The sequence below is a fragment of the Mangrovibacter plantisponsor genome (genome assembly GCF_003182475.1).
In the GTDB taxonomy this organism is placed as follows: Bacteria; Pseudomonadota; Gammaproteobacteria; order Enterobacterales; family Enterobacteriaceae; genus Mangrovibacter; species Mangrovibacter plantisponsor.
Map to the genome: position 1 here is coordinate 160,473 of NZ_QGTS01000009.1, position 17,341 is coordinate 177,813.

The 17,341-nt window shown below is 53.9% G+C and carries 21 protein-coding genes; 19 read left to right on the top strand and 2 right to left on the bottom strand.

The window, feature by feature from the left end; translation table 11 throughout:
* The first annotated feature begins 1,208 nt into the window (after window positions 1–1,208).
* Window positions 1,209–1,889, top strand: coding sequence for a GGDEF domain-containing protein (locus DES37_RS25655; RefSeq protein ID WP_170123780.1), 681 nt, complete (start codon window positions 1,209–1,211; stop codon window positions 1,887–1,889).
* A 20-nt stretch (window positions 1,890–1,909) separates the two neighbouring features.
* On the top strand, window positions 1,910–2,515 hold the full coding sequence (locus tag DES37_RS15905) for a class I SAM-dependent DNA methyltransferase (protein ID WP_110026704.1): 606 nt from the start codon (window positions 1,910–1,912) through the stop codon (window positions 2,513–2,515).
* 84 nt (window positions 2,516–2,599) lie between these two features.
* On the opposite strand, the gene DES37_RS15910 is transcribed toward DES37_RS15905, so the two are convergent.
* Window positions 2,600–3,076, bottom strand: coding sequence for a GNAT family N-acetyltransferase (locus tag DES37_RS15910; RefSeq protein WP_110026705.1), 477 nt, complete (start codon window positions 3,074–3,076; stop codon window positions 2,600–2,602).
* 101 nt (window positions 3,077–3,177) lie between these two features.
* Between DES37_RS15910 and DES37_RS15915 the strand changes: the two genes are divergently transcribed.
* On the top strand, window positions 3,178–4,095 hold the full coding sequence (locus DES37_RS15915; RefSeq protein WP_110026707.1) for a LysR family transcriptional regulator: 918 nt from the start codon (window positions 3,178–3,180) through the stop codon (window positions 4,093–4,095).
* Window positions 4,096–4,403: 308 nt separating this feature from the next.
* Here the strand turns inward: DES37_RS15915 and DES37_RS15925 are convergent, their stop codons facing one another.
* Window positions 4,404–4,613 (bottom strand): YdgH/BhsA/McbA-like domain containing protein, encoded by a 210-nt coding sequence (locus DES37_RS15925; protein ID WP_110026710.1) that lies wholly within the window; start codon window positions 4,611–4,613, stop codon window positions 4,404–4,406.
* A gap of 324 nt (window positions 4,614–4,937) precedes the next feature.
* Here DES37_RS15925 and phnF point away from each other — a divergent pair, with 324 nt between their 5' ends.
* The 16 genes from phnF (at window position 4,938) to DES37_RS16005 (ending at window position 17,333) form a co-directional block, all read left to right on the top strand.
* Window positions 4,938–5,654 (top strand): phosphonate metabolism transcriptional regulator PhnF, encoded by a 717-nt coding sequence (phnF, locus tag DES37_RS15930; protein ID WP_036103372.1) that lies wholly within the window; start codon window positions 4,938–4,940, stop codon window positions 5,652–5,654.
* Window positions 5,654–6,103, top strand: a complete 450-nt coding sequence (phnG, locus tag DES37_RS15935; protein WP_110026712.1) for a phosphonate C-P lyase system protein PhnG — start codon at window positions 5,654–5,656, stop codon at window positions 6,101–6,103. Before phnF ends, phnG begins: the two co-directional genes overlap by 1 nt.
* Window positions 6,100–6,678 carry a phosphonate C-P lyase system protein PhnH gene (gene phnH / locus DES37_RS15940; protein ID WP_110026713.1) on the top strand — a complete coding sequence of 193 codons (579 nt, stop codon included), beginning with the start codon at window positions 6,100–6,102 and terminating at the stop codon, window positions 6,676–6,678. The genes phnG and phnH overlap by 4 nt, the downstream gene beginning before the upstream one ends.
* Complete coding sequence (locus DES37_RS15945) at window positions 6,678–7,751, top strand: carbon-phosphorus lyase complex subunit (RefSeq protein ID WP_110026715.1); 1,074 nt, start codon at window positions 6,678–6,680, stop codon at window positions 7,749–7,751. The genes phnH and DES37_RS15945 overlap by 1 nt, the downstream gene beginning before the upstream one ends.
* A complete protein-coding gene (locus DES37_RS15950; RefSeq protein ID WP_110026717.1) occupies window positions 7,744–8,592 on the top strand; it encodes an alpha-D-ribose 1-methylphosphonate 5-phosphate C-P-lyase PhnJ in 849 nt (282 codons plus the stop codon). The genes DES37_RS15945 and DES37_RS15950 overlap by 8 nt, the downstream gene beginning before the upstream one ends.
* Window positions 8,585–9,346 carry a phosphonate C-P lyase system protein PhnK gene (gene phnK / locus DES37_RS15955; RefSeq protein WP_036103559.1) on the top strand — a complete coding sequence of 254 codons (762 nt, stop codon included), beginning with the start codon at window positions 8,585–8,587 and terminating at the stop codon, window positions 9,344–9,346. The genes DES37_RS15950 and phnK overlap by 8 nt, the downstream gene beginning before the upstream one ends.
* 6 nt (window positions 9,347–9,352) lie before the next feature.
* Entirely contained in the window at window positions 9,353–10,054 is a 702-nt protein-coding gene (gene phnL / locus DES37_RS15960) for a phosphonate C-P lyase system protein PhnL (RefSeq protein WP_036103355.1), read from the top strand.
* Window positions 10,051–11,187 carry an alpha-D-ribose 1-methylphosphonate 5-triphosphate diphosphatase gene (gene phnM / locus DES37_RS15965; RefSeq protein WP_036103351.1) on the top strand — a complete coding sequence of 379 codons (1,137 nt, stop codon included), beginning with the start codon at window positions 10,051–10,053 and terminating at the stop codon, window positions 11,185–11,187. The genes phnL and phnM overlap by 4 nt, the downstream gene beginning before the upstream one ends.
* Complete coding sequence (gene phnN / locus DES37_RS15970; RefSeq protein WP_110026719.1) at window positions 11,187–11,741, top strand: ribose 1,5-bisphosphokinase; 555 nt, start codon at window positions 11,187–11,189, stop codon at window positions 11,739–11,741. Before phnM ends, phnN begins: the two co-directional genes overlap by 1 nt.
* A complete protein-coding gene (gene phnP, locus DES37_RS15975) occupies window positions 11,723–12,481 on the top strand; it encodes a phosphonate metabolism protein PhnP (protein ID WP_110026721.1) in 759 nt (252 codons plus the stop codon). The genes phnN and phnP overlap by 19 nt, the downstream gene beginning before the upstream one ends.
* A 103-nt stretch (window positions 12,482–12,584) precedes the next feature.
* A complete protein-coding gene (phnC, locus tag DES37_RS15980; protein ID WP_425451723.1) occupies window positions 12,585–13,427 on the top strand; it encodes a phosphonate ABC transporter ATP-binding protein in 843 nt (280 codons plus the stop codon).
* 57 nt (window positions 13,428–13,484) lie between these two features.
* Window positions 13,485–14,414, top strand: a complete 930-nt coding sequence (phnD, locus tag DES37_RS15985; RefSeq protein ID WP_110026821.1) for a phosphonate ABC transporter substrate-binding protein — start codon at window positions 13,485–13,487, stop codon at window positions 14,412–14,414.
* Between the two features lie 60 nt (window positions 14,415–14,474).
* Window positions 14,475–15,344, top strand: coding sequence for a phosphonate ABC transporter, permease protein PhnE (phnE, locus tag DES37_RS15990; RefSeq protein WP_110026722.1), 870 nt, complete (start codon window positions 14,475–14,477; stop codon window positions 15,342–15,344).
* Window positions 15,341–16,222: a phosphonate ABC transporter, permease protein PhnE gene (gene phnE, locus DES37_RS15995; RefSeq protein ID WP_110026724.1), complete on the top strand. Its 882-nt coding sequence runs from the start codon at window positions 15,341–15,343 to the stop codon at window positions 16,220–16,222. Before phnE (DES37_RS15990) ends, phnE (DES37_RS15995) begins: the two co-directional genes overlap by 4 nt.
* A gap of 220 nt (window positions 16,223–16,442) precedes the next feature.
* Window positions 16,443–16,868 (top strand): hypothetical protein, encoded by a 426-nt coding sequence (locus DES37_RS16000; protein ID WP_110026726.1) that lies wholly within the window; start codon window positions 16,443–16,445, stop codon window positions 16,866–16,868.
* Between the two features lie 66 nt (window positions 16,869–16,934).
* A complete protein-coding gene (locus DES37_RS16005; RefSeq protein ID WP_245930102.1) occupies window positions 16,935–17,333 on the top strand; it encodes a copper-binding protein in 399 nt (132 codons plus the stop codon).
* The last annotated feature ends 8 nt before the right edge of the window (window positions 17,334–17,341 follow it).

Genomic DNA, 17,341 nt, shown 5'->3' on the forward strand with positions numbered 1-17,341 from the left:
AAATGACTATGTCATAGCGCCAACATACAGATGCTACTCAGGACGGAATAGTCACCTGTTTGTGTCTTTGTTTGCCATTAGTACGACTTAATGGATTGTTAAGAGATTATAAATGTCATATTCTTATTTTAAAATCGTTTAAACCGATCATTCATTATTATTTGATAGTTAACAACTATTGTAAGTTTTGTAACGATCGCTAAAATCAATTGCTTATCTTGATAACTAACTGAAAAATATTATATAAATTAGTTACTTCTGGTTTTTTTGTGTCAGTGGTAAGCGTGACTTGTTACGGGTAAAACCACCTTATCCTCTTGAAAATAAATTAAAGTTTTTCATATTGTTAAGGTCATTTTAAGATAAACCTTACAGGGCGCAAAAAGCAGCACTTGTCAACCACCATAATTAGTATGATCACACAAAAGGTTTAGTTCGGCGGATGGGAACCATACAGCGGAGTGAACGGGTCAGTTAATCCATGAAAAGAAGAGGCCGGTTTTTCGTGCTGTTCAGCGGTAGCGTCTGTTGAGCGGCAGTGCTAATCTTATGCCAAACAAACAGCATACATCTGCTCTACAACGCTTTTATTTGTTGCCTGGCCTTGGGCAAAGTTTGCATGTACTTTCAGCTATACACTTGCTTTGAGAATTACTCGTGTGAAACAGGCTTAACCTTTATGCCTGCCGGGCCGGCCTTTGAATCTGAATGTTTAACGTCAGGATCTTCATGTGACTGCTTTTGATGCGGTAACTTTAGCCAGTATTTTTAACAATATTATATGCAGCCTGATTGGTTGCTTCTTTCTTTTCCAGGTAAGCCGAAACCAGTCGGGCCATAAAAAAAAGGCCGCGACCTATTTTTTCCTGTGCTTCTTTTTTCTGGGTAGTGCATTCACGCTGATGATGATCCGTGTCTGGTTACCCATAGTTTTCTCAATTATTATGGCTAACGGGCTTTACGTTACAACAGCTTATATGATGTTTTTTGGCTTCTTAAGCTGGTTTCGTATTCCTGTAAGAGGAATACATATTCTGATTATGATGATTAATATAACTGTCATAATCACTGCAATGTTGTTTTTTTATCTGCATTATCGCTCTTTCATTACTCGTGTTTATATAGGTGGAATAAATAATGCCACTTTGTTTTTCCTGTGCTTTGCGGTGTGCTGGCGTCATCGGTCCCAGTGTGGCAAGGGGGAGAAATTGGCTGGTGCAGGAGCGCTGGTGTGCGTGCTGGCGTCTTTAATTCCATCCTCACTGATGTCTGTGCGCCCTGAACCTGCCTTATTTCAGGTATCCATGACCATCACCCAAAATTTGGGGTGCTATTTTGTGCTGGGTGCGCTGTTGTCACTGTTTCTATTTGACCAGATTGACTGGCACTATCGGCGTTCTGTTCGTGATGAGTTAACCGGTTTGTACAACCGCCGTTATTTCAATGAGCAACTGGACAGACTGCTGGTGCGGGGAAGTGGCAAAGGTTGTCTGGCATTGTTTGATATCGACCACTTTAAGAAGGTGAATGATACATTCGGGCATGACGCCGGAGATTTGGCAGTACAGCGTGTGGCCCGGGAGATACAAGAGTCTCTGCCACCTGGTGCCCTGGTGGCCCGTTATGGTGGGGAGGAATTTGTCTGCTTCCTGCCCGAAAGCGATGAGCCTCTGGCACGCCATTTTCTTGAGCACATTCGCCAAAAAGTGAGCGACCTTGCCGTTGAAACACCGCGCGGCAGTGTGGCGGTCACAACCAGTATCGGCCTGTGCCAGGTATTGCCTGGCACACCGGTTGCGCAGGCATTCAAATGTGCTGATGATGCGCTCTACCAGGCGAAGCGAGCCGGGCGTAATACGCTGGTAAGCTCGGTAACCGTTTCCCGGTAACCAGAACAGTTGGGGAAATAATGAGCGAACAGGCCGCCAGAAATATTCTTTCTCTTTACCAGCGCCATGCCAGTGCTTTTGCCCGCCTGCGCTCGCAAACGCTGTTTGAAAAAAGCTGGCTGGAAAAGTTTCTGCACGCAAGTTGCGGTGAAAAGCATATTCTGGATATCGGGTGCGGTAATGGTGTGCCGATTGCCGCCTGGTTTATTGCTCAAGGCTTCCAGGTCACCGGTATTGATGGTGCGCCAGCTATGCTTGCGCGGGCACGTAGCCGTTTCCCGGCGCAACGCTGGCTGGAACAGGACATGCGCAGTTTAGCGCTGGGGCACACTTTTTCTGGCCTGGTGGCCTGGGACAGCTTTTTCCATTTAACAGCGCAAGACCAGCGCAAAATGTTTCCAGTTTTTGCCCAACACAGCCATTCAGGCAGTGCGTTACTGTTCACCAGTGGCCCGGCAAACGGCATTGCTATGGGGCAATTTGAGGGGGAGCCTTTGTATCATGCAAGCCTTGCCCCCGATGAATACCGCGCATTGCTTCACAGTAATGGTTTTGACGTTCTGGACGTAGTGATGGAAGACCCTGACTGCACCGGCCATACTGTATGGCTGGCTCAGAAGCAGTGAACTTAACTGCCGTAGTGGTAACCCTTTAACAGACACTGGTGTTAACTTGTTCTGGTGCTGTTAAAGGGGGCTGGATGAACAGTATTATTCGGCAAACCTGGCGAGCGCATCACCTGACAGGCGGTAGCGAACCCATTCATCTTGTGGCTGCGCACCAATACTCAGGTAGAAATCGATGGCAGGCTGGTTCCAGTCCAGTACGCTCCACTCAAGGCGCCCGCATTGCCGGGTAACTGCATATTGCGCGATGGTTTTCAGCAATGCTTTTCCGGCACCCATGCCACGACAATCAGGTGAGACATACAGGTCTTCCATATAGATACCATTACGGCCAAGCCAGGTGGAATAACTGGTAAAAAACACCGCATAACCCGCTATTTTCCCAGAAACTTCGCAAATTAACGCTTCGATTTTACTGCCCGGGCCAAACAGTGATGCGCTGATTTCTTCAGGGGTTGTCACCACTTCTTCAGGGGCTTTTTCGTATACCGCCAGTTCATAAATCATGTCGTAAATAGCGTTTGCGTCTTCCGGGGTTGCCTGGCGAATCGTTATGCTCATTGGTTTTCCTGTTTTGTTGGCATCATGTTGTCATTGAGATTGCTGGCTGCAAGCATAATCAGTATTGTTGGAAGAATTAAGTGCAATGAAATCACCTGTTGTTGAATATTATGCATCCGGCTTTAAGACGTATTGACCTGAACCTGTTACCGGTATTCGATGCTGTGTACCGCCATCGCTCTGTGCGTATGGCTGCAGAAGAGTTGATCATGAGCACTTCTGCTCTGAGCCATGCGTTATCGCGTTTGCGTACTGCGTTAAATGACCCGCTCTTTTTCCGCGAGGGCCACCGCATGTGCCCGAGTGTCTACGCAACCCAGCTCGCTCCGGCAATTGCCTCTGCCTTAGCCTTTTTAAACCAGCAGCTTATCCCACAGCCTGATTTTTCCCCGGCAGTTGCAACAGACTGCCTGCAAATTGCCATTACAGACTTCACGGCCTTTTGTGTATTTCCCGCTCTGATGCATAAAGTGCAGCCCCTTGCGCCAGGGATCCGTTTCGAACTGCGCTATTTGCCCCACAGCCCGGCATTAACGGAACTGCTGGCAGGCGAGGTGGATTTGGCTCTGGGGTTTAATGCGCTGAATGAAACTGAACACCCGGATCTGGACGAGATAACCTGGCAAAGGGATGAATATGTGGTAATCAGCAATGTAAACAGAGCGCGGTTAACGCTGGAAGATTACCTGGCTGCCAGCCATGTCGTGGTAACGCCCTGGAATGAAACACAAGGCGTGCTGGATATTGAGCTGGAGCGAATGGGCCACACACGGCAGGTGGCGATTAAAACACCGTCTATGCTAAGTGCCCCTTTTATTATTGAAAGCACTGATATGCTGATGGCCATTCCTCGCAGTGCTGCAGAACGCCTGGCCCGCTCTGCCCACCTGAAAATTTTCCCTCTGCCTTTTGATGCCCCGCCTTTTGACGTGAAGATTTATTCGCATAAGCGCAGTGGCCAGCGTGGTGTAACGCACTGGCTCAAACTACAACTGCAGGCTATTGCGGGTAAGAGGTGAGGTGGTACGCACTTTCATATGTGGTACCCGTAACGCTTTGCCAGCACGGCATGGATTTTATTCGTGGCGGCATCCATGCGGTCATATCTTTCCTGCCAGATATCACGGGGTTCATTGGCAAACACCAGGCGCCACATTTTTTCCGGGTTATTGGCGGCACTGATACTGACCGGGTCTCGTGTCTGGGAAATCGTGCAGAGGGTATCCAGTTTACTGTTTGGGCTCGCTAAAAATACAAAACCACCCAATTTTTATTGGGTGGTTCGAACTGTGGGCTACTGCTTAAGCAGCAACATGGTACAAGCCACTTATTTGGTCAGTTCAGCGGTCATATGCACGCCGTTATGCACATTGGCTTCTGTAATGTGGTAAGACGCGCCAGCCTGTTTTGCCTGCGCTGCGATTTGTGCTTCAGCGCCATCCAGAGTAGAGGCTGTGGCAGTAACGCTCTGAGCGAAAGCACCGAAAGACATAACAGAAAGAGCGGCAACTGCAACGAAAATTTTGATAGATTTCATGGTCGTATTCCTTAAATGGTTTTGTTCGTATGGGCTGTATTGCCCTGATGTGAACAATGATAGGCCTGCCATTCAGTGATTAAAATCAAAACAATTTGCGGATCTCTTTCAAAAAATATGAACTATATATTTGCGGTACAGAACCGCAGTAACAAGCTACATCTCCAGGCGTAACCCATCCCCCGGCCCGTACCAAATTCACCCGCCCGCCACGAATTGTTCACACCGCTGTCATCTTCAGGCCTCAGGGTATTCCTGTCGTCAGAACCAGGTGGGCAGATTGTTTCACCTGTGGAGTTACTCATACTCAATGAGGTGTTGCTTATGCTGGAGTTATCCAGACATCCGACCACGGTCTACCAGGCCATAGCGTCACAACTGGAACAGGAACTTAACCATCAGTACCGTACTGGTGATTACCTGCCTTCTGAGCAGCAACTGGCGGCACGCTTTTCGGTACACCGCCATACCCTGCGCCGGGCTGTAGATGAACTGGTCAATAAAGGGCTGGTTCAGCGCCGCCAGGGCGTGGGCATTCTGGTACTGAAACGCCCTTACGATTACCCCCTCCATGCTCAGTCCCGCTTTACCCAGAACTTACTTGAACAGGGCAGTGACCCCACCAGTGAACGCTTACTGGCAGTGTTGCGCACGGCAAGCCCTGATGTGGCGGCTGCGCTGGGTATTGAAGAAGGCGTTCAGGTGGTGCACCTGCGCACCTTGCGGCGTGTGAACGATGTCCCGTTATGTGTGATTAACCATTACCTGCGCGACCTGAGCTGGTGGCCGGTACTGCAGCAATTTACTCAGGGCTCTTTACACCGCTTTTTGCATGAGCGCCTGGGGCAGTCGCTGGTGCGCCACCAAACCCGTATAGGAACCCGCCGTGCTCAGGCCAAAGAGTGCAAACTCCTGCAACTCCCGCTACAGGCGCCGCTGCTTTATGTACGCACCCTGAACAAAAACACGGCGGGCGACAACGTGGAGTACTCCATCAGCCTGACCCGTGGCGACATGATTGAACTGACTCTGGAGCACTAATGGAGAAGCAAACCGAACGCCAGCACTGGATGTCGGTGCTGGCGCACAGCCAGGACGATGAACTGGCGCGCTACTGGAAACCCCTGAATTTATCCCTGAAATGGACTGCGTTGCGGGAACCTGAATGCGGCATGGCCCGTGTCCAGGCCCGTGCGGGTGACACCGGCCAGCGTTTTGTGGTGGGCGATGTCACCATCACCCGTGCCGCCATACGCCTTGCCGAAGGCCTGTGCGGGTTCAGCTATGTCATGGGCCGCCGTAAAGCCCATGCGGAACGCTGCGCGGTACTGGATGCATTACTGCAACACCCGGCATTTTACAAACTGATTCTGGAACAGGTCATCACCCCGCTGGCCGCGAACCGGGCAGAGCGCCAGCAACAGCGCGCCCGGGAAATCGCAGGCAGCAAAGTTGACTTTTTCACCCTGGTTCGCGGAGAGAACCCATGACATTAATGGCAAGTTTCAACCGGCCTGTGGCCGATGCGCAATATGCATTTCGCCGTTTATTGAAAGCGATGAGTGAGCCGGGCGTGATTGTCACCCTGCCGCTGGAACAGGGATGGAGTGGCCTTTCCCCGGCGGCAACAGCCGTGCTGTTAACGCTGGTTGACGGCGATACGCCGGTCTGGATTGACCCGGCCTTACACAACGACACCGTGGCAGAAAACCTGCGCTTTCATACCGGGGCACTGCAAACAGCAGACCCGGCCAGTGCCTTATTTGCCCTGGTGGACGCCCGGCAGGACCCGGCTCTGCACCGCTTTTCACCCGGCCAGGCAGATGCCCCCGAAACCAGCACAACAGTGATTCTGGAAGTGCCGGGCTTAAATGGCGGCCTGAATATGCGCCTGTGGGGGCCCGGAATCAGCGAAATGCGCGCCATTGCACCGCAACTTCCCCAGGCGGCAACAGATTTCCTGCGCCACCACGCGGATACCTTCCCGGAAGGCTGCGACCTGATCCTCACTTGCGGCAACCAACTGCTGGCTCTGCCGCGCACCACCCATGTGGAGGTGTGCTGATGTATGTGGCCGTGAAAGGTGGCGAAAAGGCCATTGAGCACGCACACCGCCTGCAGGCGGCTTTACGGCGTGGCAAGCAGGAAGTGGCAGAACTGCACTGTGAGCAAATCAACCAACAACTTGGCCTGGCGGTAGACCGGGTGATGACGGAAGGCGGGTTGTACGACCCGGAACTGGCGGCACTGGCAATCAAACAGGCCAGTGGCGACCTGGTCGAAGCCATTTTCCTGCTGCGTGCTTACCGCACCACGTTGCCTCGCCTTGCCGACAGCCAGCCGCTCAGCATGCAGTCTATGCGCTGTGAACGGCGTATTTCCGCTATTTACAAAGACATTCCGGGTGGCCAGGTGCTGGGGCCAACCTATGACTACACCCATCGCCTGCTCGATTTTATGTTACTGGCCGATGGGCAAGTACCGGATGTGCCTCCCGGCGACCAGCCTTTACCGGAAGCTGTCCCTACGGTATTCAGCCTGCTTGAACAGGAGCAACTCGCAGTACCTGAGCCGGAAAACGAAACACCCGCGCAGGATATTACCCGTGAACCACCGGAATACCCGGCCTCCCGCAGTGCGCGGTTACAACAGCTGGCGCGTGGCGATGAAGGTTTTTTGCTGGCTCTCGGTTATTCCACTCAACGCGGTTACGGGCGCAACCACCCCTTTGTTGGCGAGATCCGCAGTGGTTATGTGGATGTGGAAATTGTGCCGGAAGAACTGGGTTTTGCTGTCAGTATCGGCGAAATGGTGCTGACAGCCTGCGAAATGGTGAATGGCTTTACCGACCAGGTGGACCCCCCTGCGTTTACCCGGGGTTTTGGCCTGGTTTTCGGCCGGGGTGAACGCAAAGCCATGGCGATGGCACTGATGGACCGTGCGCTACAGGCTCCCGAATGGCAGGAAACCATTGATGGCCCGGCACAGGACGAAGAGTTTGTGCTGGCCCATGCAGATAACGTAGAAGCCGCCGGTTTTGTCTCGCACCTGAAATTACCCCATTACGTTGATTTCCAGGCAGAGCTTGCCCTGTTACACCAGGTTCGCGCCACCCGGGAGGCAAAGAAAAATGCATGATTTAACCGGCTATAACCCGGGCTACCTGGACGAACAAACCAAGCGCACCATTCGCCGCGCCATCCTCAAAGCGGTCGCTATCCCTGGCTACCAGGTGCCTTTTGCCGGGCGGGAAATGCCGATGCCCTATGGCTGGGGAACCGGCGGTATCCAGATAACCGCCAGTATTATTGGTGATGACGACACCCTGAAGGTGATTGACCAGGGGGCCGATGACACCACCAATGCGGTGTCCATCCGGCACTTTTTCCAGAAGGTAAGTGGCGCGGCTGCTACTGAACGGACTACTGACGCCAGCCTGATTCAAACACGCCACCGTATTCCGGAAACCCCGCTGCGCGAAGACCAGATCCTGGTCTACCAGGTGCCGGTACCGGAACCCCTGCGTTTTATTGAACCCAGGGAAACGGAAACCCGGCAGATGCATGCGCTGGAAGAATACGGAGTGATGCAGGTAAAACTGTATGAAGACATTGCCCGTTATGGCCATATCGCTACCGCCTATGCCTACCCGGTAAAGGTTAACCAGCGTTACCTGATGGACCCGTCGCCCATTCCCAAATTTGATAACCCCAAAATGCACATGATGCCCGCTTTGCAACTGTTTGGCGCAGGCCGGGAAAAGCGCATTTACGCACTGCCGCCTTATTGCCAGGTGGAAAGCCTTGATTTTGACGACCACCCCTTTGATGTCCAGCACTGGGACCAACCCTGCGCACTGTGTGGTTCGCGTGACAGTTACCTTGATGAAGTGGTGATAGACGACAGCGGCACCCGTTTATTTGTTTGCTCCGATACCGACTATTGCCGCCAGCAGCAGGAAAAACAACATGATGCCTGAAGAACAGCCACTGCTTAGTGTCAGCAATCTGACCCACCTGTATGCCCCTGGAAAAGGGTTTGAAAATGTCTCGTTTGATCTCTTCCCTGGCGAAGTGCTGGGGATTGTTGGGGAATCCGGTTCCGGCAAAACCACCTTACTGAAATCGCTCTCGGCCCGCCTGGTGCCGCAACAGGGTGCGATTCATTACCGCGAGCAGAATCTGTATCAACTTAGCGAAGCCGCGCGCCGGCGCTTATTACGCACCGAGTGGGGCGTTGTGCACCAGCACCCGCTTGACGGGCTGCGCCCACGCATTTCCGCAGGCGGCAATATTGGTGAACGCCTGATGGCCGCAGGTGCGCGCCACTATGGTGATATTCGCGCAGAAGCCAGCCACTGGTTGCAGGATGTGGAAATTGACCCGTCCCGGCTCGATGACCTGCCCGTGACATTTTCCGGCGGCATGCAACAACGCCTGCAAATTGCCTGCAACCTGGTCACCCGCCCGGCCCTGGTATTTATGGATGAGCCAACCGGCGGGCTGGATGTTTCGGTACAGGCCCGGTTGCTGGATCTGCTGCGTAACCTGGTGCGGGACCTCAACCTGGCGGTGGTGATTGTCACCCATGATTTGGGTGTGGCGCGTTTGCTGGCCCACCGGCTGTTAGTGATGAAGCAAGGCCAGGTGGTGGAAAGCGGCCTGACCGACCGGGTACTGGACGACCCCCATCACCCGTATACCCAACTGCTGGTCTCCTCCATTCTCGGGTAACTCAACATGACAATGCTAAATGTAGAAGGGCTGTGCAAAACCTTTGTGCTGCACAACCAGCAAGGGGCGCGGTTGCCGGTCCTTAACCAGGTGTCACTGCAGGTGAATGCCGGGGAGTGTGTGGTTTTACACGGCCACTCAGGCAGCGGTAAATCCACACTACTGCGCACGCTTTACGGCAACTATTTACCCGATTCGGGCAGCATCAACGTTCATCACCATGGCGAACAGGTTGATTTGGTTACTGCCAGCGCCCGGCAAATTTTGGCGTTACGGCGCGATACGCTGGGCTGGGTGAGCCAGTTTCTGCGCGTGATCCCGCGTATCAGTGCGCTGGAAGTGGTGATGCAGCCTTTGCTGGAGCGGGGCGAAGCGCGCGATGTGTGCGAAGACAAAGCCCGTGAATTACTCGCCCGCCTCAACGTACCACAACGTTTATGGTCACTGGCACCTGCCACGTTTTCCGGCGGCGAGCAGCAACGTGTGAATATCGCCCGTGGGTTTATCGCCCGGTCGCCAGTATTACTGCTGGATGAACCCACCGCATCGCTGGATAACAAAAACTGTGCGGCGGTTGTGGCACTGATTGAAGAAGCCCGCAGCCGTGGTGCGGCGATTGTCGGCATTTTTCATGACCGCGAAGTCAGAGAACGGGTGGCAAACCGCCTGCATATTATGAACCCCATGGTGGCGGAGACAGAAGCATGATTATCAACAATGTGCGTATGGTACTGGAACAGGAAGTGGTTTCCGGCTCACTGGAAGTGCGTGACGGGGTGATTAGCAGTTACAGCGAAACAACCAGTCAGTTACCACAGGCGCTGGATGGCGAGCAGGACTGGTTATTGCCGGGGCTGGTTGAACTGCATACCGACAACCTGGATAAATTTTTCACCCCACGCCCAGGTGTGGACTGGCCTGCCCATTCCGCCATGAGCAGCCACGATGCGTTGATGGTTGCCAGCGGCATTACCACCGTGCTGGATGCCATTGGTGTGGGTGATGTACGCGATGGCGGCCACCGCATGGATAACCTGGAAAAAATGATTGGCGCCATTCAGGAAAGCCGCGGCCGGAATGCCAACCGGGCCGATCACCTGCTGCATTTACGCTGCGAGCTGCCTTACCACGCCACGCTGCCGCTGTTTGAACAACTGATGAACACTGATATTTTGCGAGTTGTGTCACTGATGGACCATTCACCAGGCCAGCGCCAGTATGCTTCGCTGGAGAAATTCCGTGAATATTACCAGGGAAAATACCAACTGACGGACAGCGAAATGGCAGCGTATGAAAGCGAACAGGTTGCTCTGGCGGCACGCTGGTCGCGCCCCAACCGTGAAGCGATAGCCGCATTATGCCGTGAGCGCGGCCTGGCACTGGCCAGCCACGATGACGCCACGGCGGCGCATGTGGATGAATCCTGTGAGATAGGCAGCGTAATAGCGGAGTTCCCCACCACGTATGAGGCCGCGCAGCATTCCCGGGATAAAGGCCTGAATATTTTAATGGGCGCACCGAACATTGTGCGTGGTGGTTCGCACTCAGGGAATGTGGCGGCACACTGCCTGGCAACCAGTGGTTTGTTGGATATTCTGTCATCGGATTACTACCCGGCAAGCCTGCTGGATGCCGCGTTTCGCCTGGCAAAAGACGAGCGTAATTCACTGAAGCTCCCGGCGACCATTGCAATGGTGACGGCAAACCCGGCGCGGGCGATAGGCCTTGCTGACCGCGGGCGTATTGCTGAAGGGTTGCGGGCAGATCTGGTGCTGGCACATACCCACCACGGGCATGCACAGGTGCGCCATGTCTGGTCACAAGGGCGGCAGGTTTACTGATGGCGCGGTTAATCTGGCTGACGGGGCCTTCTGGTTCAGGGAAAGACAGCCTGCTGGATGCCTTGCGCACACAGCCGCCTGCCGGGCTGGTGATTGCCCACCGCTACATTACTCGCCCGGCTTCTGCAGGCGGGGAAAACCATGTGGCGCTGACCACCACCGAATTCCGTCGCCGCCTGCAGGCCGGGTTGTTTGCGCTGCACTGGCAGGCCCATGGCTGTGAGTATGGGCTGGGCATAGAAATGGATTTGTGGTTGCAGCGGGGGCTAAATGTGCTGGTAAATGGCTCCCGCCAGCATTGCGCCACCGCCCGGGAGCGCTATGGCGATAGCCTGTTCCCAGTGGTGTTGCAGGTTTCCTCAGATGTGCTGGCCCGGCGCCTGCGCCTGCGGGGGCGAGAAGACGAAGCGGCCATTGCCCTTCGCCTGCAACGCAGCGTTTGCGTTCCTGAACCCAATGCTGTGTACCTGAATAACGATGGTGCGCTGGCAGACACCCTGGCGGCGTTTAACCAGTTGCTGGAGAACCATGCATTATGCAACTCACCTTTTTAGGTACCGGTGGTGCGCAACAAGTGCCGGTCTTTGGTTGTAGCTGCCAGGCCTGCCAGCGTGCCCGTCAGGATAACCGCTATGCCCGTGGCCCTTGCAGCGCACTGCTCCATGCAGGTGAAGAAAAGATACTGATTGATGCCGGGCAGTGCCACCTTGAACAGCGCTTTGCGCCAGGGGAACTGAGCCGGATAGTGCTCACCCACTACCATATGGACCACGTCCAGGGGTTATTCCCGCTGCGCTGGGGCATGGGGGAGCCGATCCCGGTGTTTGGCCCGCCGGACTCACAAGGCTGTGACGATTTATTTAAACACCCCGGCATCCTGGATTTTCAGGTTCCTTTTACGCCTTTTGAACCTGTTCAGTGGCCGGGCATGACCGTCACCCCAGTACCCTTGCAACATTCAAAAATCACTTTTGGCTATGTTTTCAGGAAACACGGTGCCCCCGGTAATACCCTGGCCTGGCTGTGCGACACCTGCGGGCTACCTCCCCGGACACTGGCATTTTTGCAAAACGCACCACTGGGTAACCTGGTACTGGATTGCAGCCACCCGCCAGGCGGCACTCCTCCGCGCAACCATAACGATATCACCCAGGCGCTGGCGATTCACTATGCGCTACAACCGCAGCATACCTGGCTTAGCCATATCAGCCACGGGCTGGATAACTGGTTGCAGAAAAACCGCCTGCCAGCATCTGTTTCCCCCGCATGGGATGGCATGACCCTGGCCCTGTAACCGCTCACTGCGGGTTGTTCACCGTTTAATCATTTTATTGTCATTAAACGTTCATCTGCGCTCGCCTTAATAGGGGCACCTTAACCGACAGATGGCAATGACAATGAACATGGCGCAGGCACTTTTAAAATCCACCTTAGCAGCCCCACAACCGCAACTTCAGCCGGTTGCACAACAGACAGTGCTGAGTGTGCAGGATTTGTGCAAATCCTGGAATGGTCAGCACAATGTTCTGGATGGCATCAGTTTTGATCTCCATGCCGGTGAGCTGGTGGGCGTGATTGGCCGCTCGGGGGCAGGGAAATCCACACTGTTACATGTGCTCAATGGCACTCATACCGCCACATCCGGGCATATCCTGAGCCAGGAAGACGACGATGACGAGCGGGATATTACTGAACTGCATGGCCGGGCGTTACGCCAGTGGCGCAGTGAATGCGGCATGATCTTCCAGGACTTTTGCCTGGTTCCGCGCCTGGATGTGTTAACCAACGTGTTGTTGGGCCGCCTGAGCCAGACCAGCACACTGAAATCCCTGTTTAAAATTTTCCCGGACAGCGACCGTGCACGGGCTATTGAATTACTGGAGTGGATGGGCCTGCTGCCCCATGCTCTGCAGCGCGCGGAAAACCTGTCCGGCGGCCAGATGCAGCGCGTGGCAATCTGCCGCGCCTTAATGCAGAACCCGCGTATTTTGCTGGCAGATGAACCTGTTGCCTCTCTCGACCCGAAAAATACCCAGCGCATTATGGATGCCCTGAAACAGGTCAGCCAGCGTGGGATAAGTGTGATGGTCAACCTGCATTCAGTAGAACTGGTGCAAAGCTATTGCTCGCGCGTGATTGGCATTGCCAGCGGGCGCGTGGTGTATGACGGGCACCCGGCAAGTTTAACAGAAGACACCCTGCAACAACTCTATGGCGATGAAATCAGCCAACTTCACTAACGCACCCTTACCAACAAGACTCACAGGCAAATGATAATGAAAAGGCAGAAAAACCTTATGAAACACTCCTTTCGTTCACTGGCACTGATGGCAGGCGTATTCATGGCCGGTAACGCGATGGCGGCGGATGCGCCAAAAGAACTGAATCTGGGTATTTTGGGTGGGCAAAATGCCACACAGCAAATTGGCGATAACCAGTGTGTAAAAACGTTCTTTGATAAAGAACTGAATGTAGATACTAAACTGCGTAACTCGTCTGACTACTCTGGTGTTATTCAGGGGTTACTGGGCGGCAAAGTAGATATGGTGCTGAGTATGTCACCGTCGTCATACGCATCGGTGTATATTAACAACCCAAAAGCCGTGGATATTGTGGGTATTCTGGTGGATGACAAAGATCAGTCACGGGGTTACCACTCTGTCGTGATCGTTAAAGCCGACAGCCCGTATAAAAAACTGGAAGATCTGAAAGGGAAAGCGTTCGGTTTTGCCGATCCGGATTCCACCTCGGGCTACCTGATCCCGAACCATGCCTTCAAACAGCAGTTTGGCGGCAACACCGATAACAAATACAACAACTTCTTCTCCAGTGTGACCTTCTCTGGTGGCCATGAACAGGACATCCTGGGTGTACTGAACGGCCAGTTCGCTGGTGCCGTCACCTGGACCTCACTGGTGGGCGACTATAACACCGGTTATACCTCTGGTGCCTTTGGCCGCCTGATTCGTATGGATCACCCGGATCTGATGAAACAGATCCGCATCATCTGGAAATCGCCGTTGATCCCCAATGGCCCGATCCTGGTAAGCAACAGCCTGCCAGCCGATTTCAAAGCCAAAGTAGTTGAAACTATTAAGAAACTGGATAAAGAAGACCATGCCTGCTTCGCTAAAGCAGTGGGTGGTGAACAGCATGTTGGCCCGGCAACTGTTGCCGACTACCAGCAAATCATTGATATGAAACGTGAGCTGGTCACAGCCCGTTAAGTTATTGGGTACTGGCGCCCGGTTATCTCACCGGGCGTTGTTTTACCGCAGGTAGCGCACATGACGTCGAACACCGAATTTGAGCAGTATTACCAGCAAGTTAAACGCCAGCAAAAGCGCGATACCTTGCTTTGGTCTCTGGTTTTATTGGGGCTTTACCTGGCGGCAGGCAATGTGGCGGAATTCAGCCTCACTACGCTCTGGCAGGCACTGCCACACTTCTTTGATTACCTGTTTGAAACCCTGCCAATACTGCACTGGAACCTGTTGTTTGCCGACGGGCATACCAAGGGCTCGTTATTGTACTGGGGTTACCGGTTGCATATTCAGTTACCGCTGATTTGGGAAACCCTGCAACTGGCGCTGGCATCAACCCTGGTGGCCGTTGCACTGGCGGTGGTGCTGGCTTTTATGGCGGCAGGCAATACCTGGACACACCCGGCATTGCGTTATGGCGTGCGGTCGCTGGTGGCATTTTTGCGCACCATGCCGGAACTGGCCTGGGCGGTGATGTTTGTGATGGCATTCGGTATTGGGGCGATTCCCGGCTTTCTGGCGCTGGCGCTGCATACCGTGGGCAGCCTGACCAAACTGTTCTATGAAGCCATTGAAAACAGTTCATCGCGCCCGGTACGCGGCCTTGCTGCCTGTGGTGCCAGCCGCCTGCAACGCATGCGCTTCGCACTGTGGCCGCAGGTGAAACCGCTGTTTTTGTCTTACAGCTTTATGCGCATGGAAATTAACTTCCGCTCTTCCACCATACTGGGGTTGGTTGGCGCGGGCGGTATCGGCCAGGAGCTGATGACCAACATCAAGCTCGACCGTTATGACCAGGTGAGCATCACGTTGCTGCTGATTATCCTGGTGGTGTCTCTACTGGATTTGTGCTCAGGCCGGTTGCGCCGCTGGGTGCTGGAGGGGAAAGCATGAGTGTGTGGCAAACGGAACCGAATATCGCCCAGTGCCGGGATTCTCACCCTGAATTATTTCGGGCGCAACGGCGCTATTTGCGCGGAGTTGCTCTTCTTGCGCTGGCGGTCGTGGCCTATTACGTCTGGTTTTTCCTGCAGTTTGGTATTACTGCGGAACAGTTCACCCGGGGTATGGGGCAACTGGGGCGTTACTTTGCACGCATGTTTGTCTGGCATGATTTTGCCTCCTGGCCCTTTGGGTATTATCTGGGGCAAATTGGCATCACGCTGGCGATTGTGTTTGCCGGTACTCTGACGGCAACATTCATTGCGTTGCCTTTGTCTTTCCTTGCTGCCCGTAACGTGATGCAGGGCCGGGTCAATGGCGTTGTTGCTCTACTGATGCGCCGCCTGTTCGATGTGCTGCGTGGTGTGGACATGGCGATTTGGGGGCTGATTTTCGTGCGTGCCGTGGGGCTTGGGCCGCTGGCTGGTGTACTGGCAATTGTGATGCAGGACACGGGGCTGCTGGGGCGCTTATATGCAGAAGGCCATGAGGCGGTAGAACGTTCACCCGGGCGCGGGCTGAGTGCTGTCGGTGCCGGGAATGTGCAAAAGCACCGCTTCGGTATTTTCACGCAGTCTTTCCCGGCGTTTTTGGCGCTGAGCCTGTACCAGATAGAATCCAATACGCGTTCAGCGGCGGTTCTGGGTTTTGTGGGTGCCGGTGGGGTGGGGCTGGTCTATGCCGAAAACATGCGCCTGTGGAACTGGGATGTGGTGATGTTTATCACCCTGATTCTGGTTGCAGTGGTAATGGCAATGGATGTGGCATCGACCTGGTTACGCCAGCGCTATATCACCGGTAAAACAGTGCCCCTGTTTGAAGCCCGGTAATGGGTTTAACGCTCTGTAATTGTTTAAAACTGGCAATTTTTACCGCAACGCATTCAGTGCCTGTGCCGCTGTCCCGGTGGAGGCACAAGAACGGAGCCCGGTTGTTGGTACTGTGTTAGTTTTGTTTGCTTTTGGTTAAATCAACAAGTTGCGCACAGATTACTCTTGGAGCCTTGAAAAAAGTGTGTGTAGAATAACCCACTCACTAAAGGAATTGCTCATGCCCCAACGTTTGTTCCTCTCTCTGGCGCGCTACCTGAAACACGGGTTTATCACCCCGGTGCTGTTTCTGGCTGCCTGCTGGTTGGTGGGCAATGCACCGTTGGCTCAGGCGAGCGAATCCTCCCCTGGCACACATCTTTCTGCACCCGTTACCACGCATTACAGCCATGACAGCCACAATATGGCCATGCTGCACACCATGGCGATGCGTACTTCGGTAGACCGCATTCTGTGTGAGAAAGATTGCCACCCGGATTATGGCAAGCTGCAGCACCACAAACTGCAACCTGAACCTGTTGCCATGGAATCCGGGCTGTTGCTGGTAGAACGCAGGGAGCGTGATTGCGTTCAACCTGTGTCCTGGCATGTTCCCCCCAGCACTGGCCCACCTGCTGAAATCCGTTTTTGCCGTTTCAGAGAATAGATCTACCCGTTTTTCACCTGTTTGGTGGCCTTTTGGCCGTTTGTGAAAATTTGGGAGACTTCTCTAATGAAACTGTTATCTGTCCGTTTTGCTGCGCTGCGCGGCACCCTGTTAGTTACTGCTTTATACACTGCAACACTGTTACTCACCGCCCCCACTGCCGCACTGGCAGAATCCATGCACGATATGCACGATATGCAAGGCATGCAGGATATGCCAGGTATGAACACGCCTGCTGCCCAACCTGCAGATGTCATTACCGCTACCGGTGTCGTGAAGAACTGGGGAGCGGAAAAAGTCTCGATTGCTCACCAGGCTATTCCACAACTTAACTGGCCCCCTATGACCATGCAGTTTTCCTTGCAGGGTTACCAGGGGCAGGCTTTTGCCCCCGGCCAGCACATCACCTTTGCGTTTAAACAGGTGACAACGGGTTATCAACTGGTTTCCGCCAGCACGAACTAACACCGGAG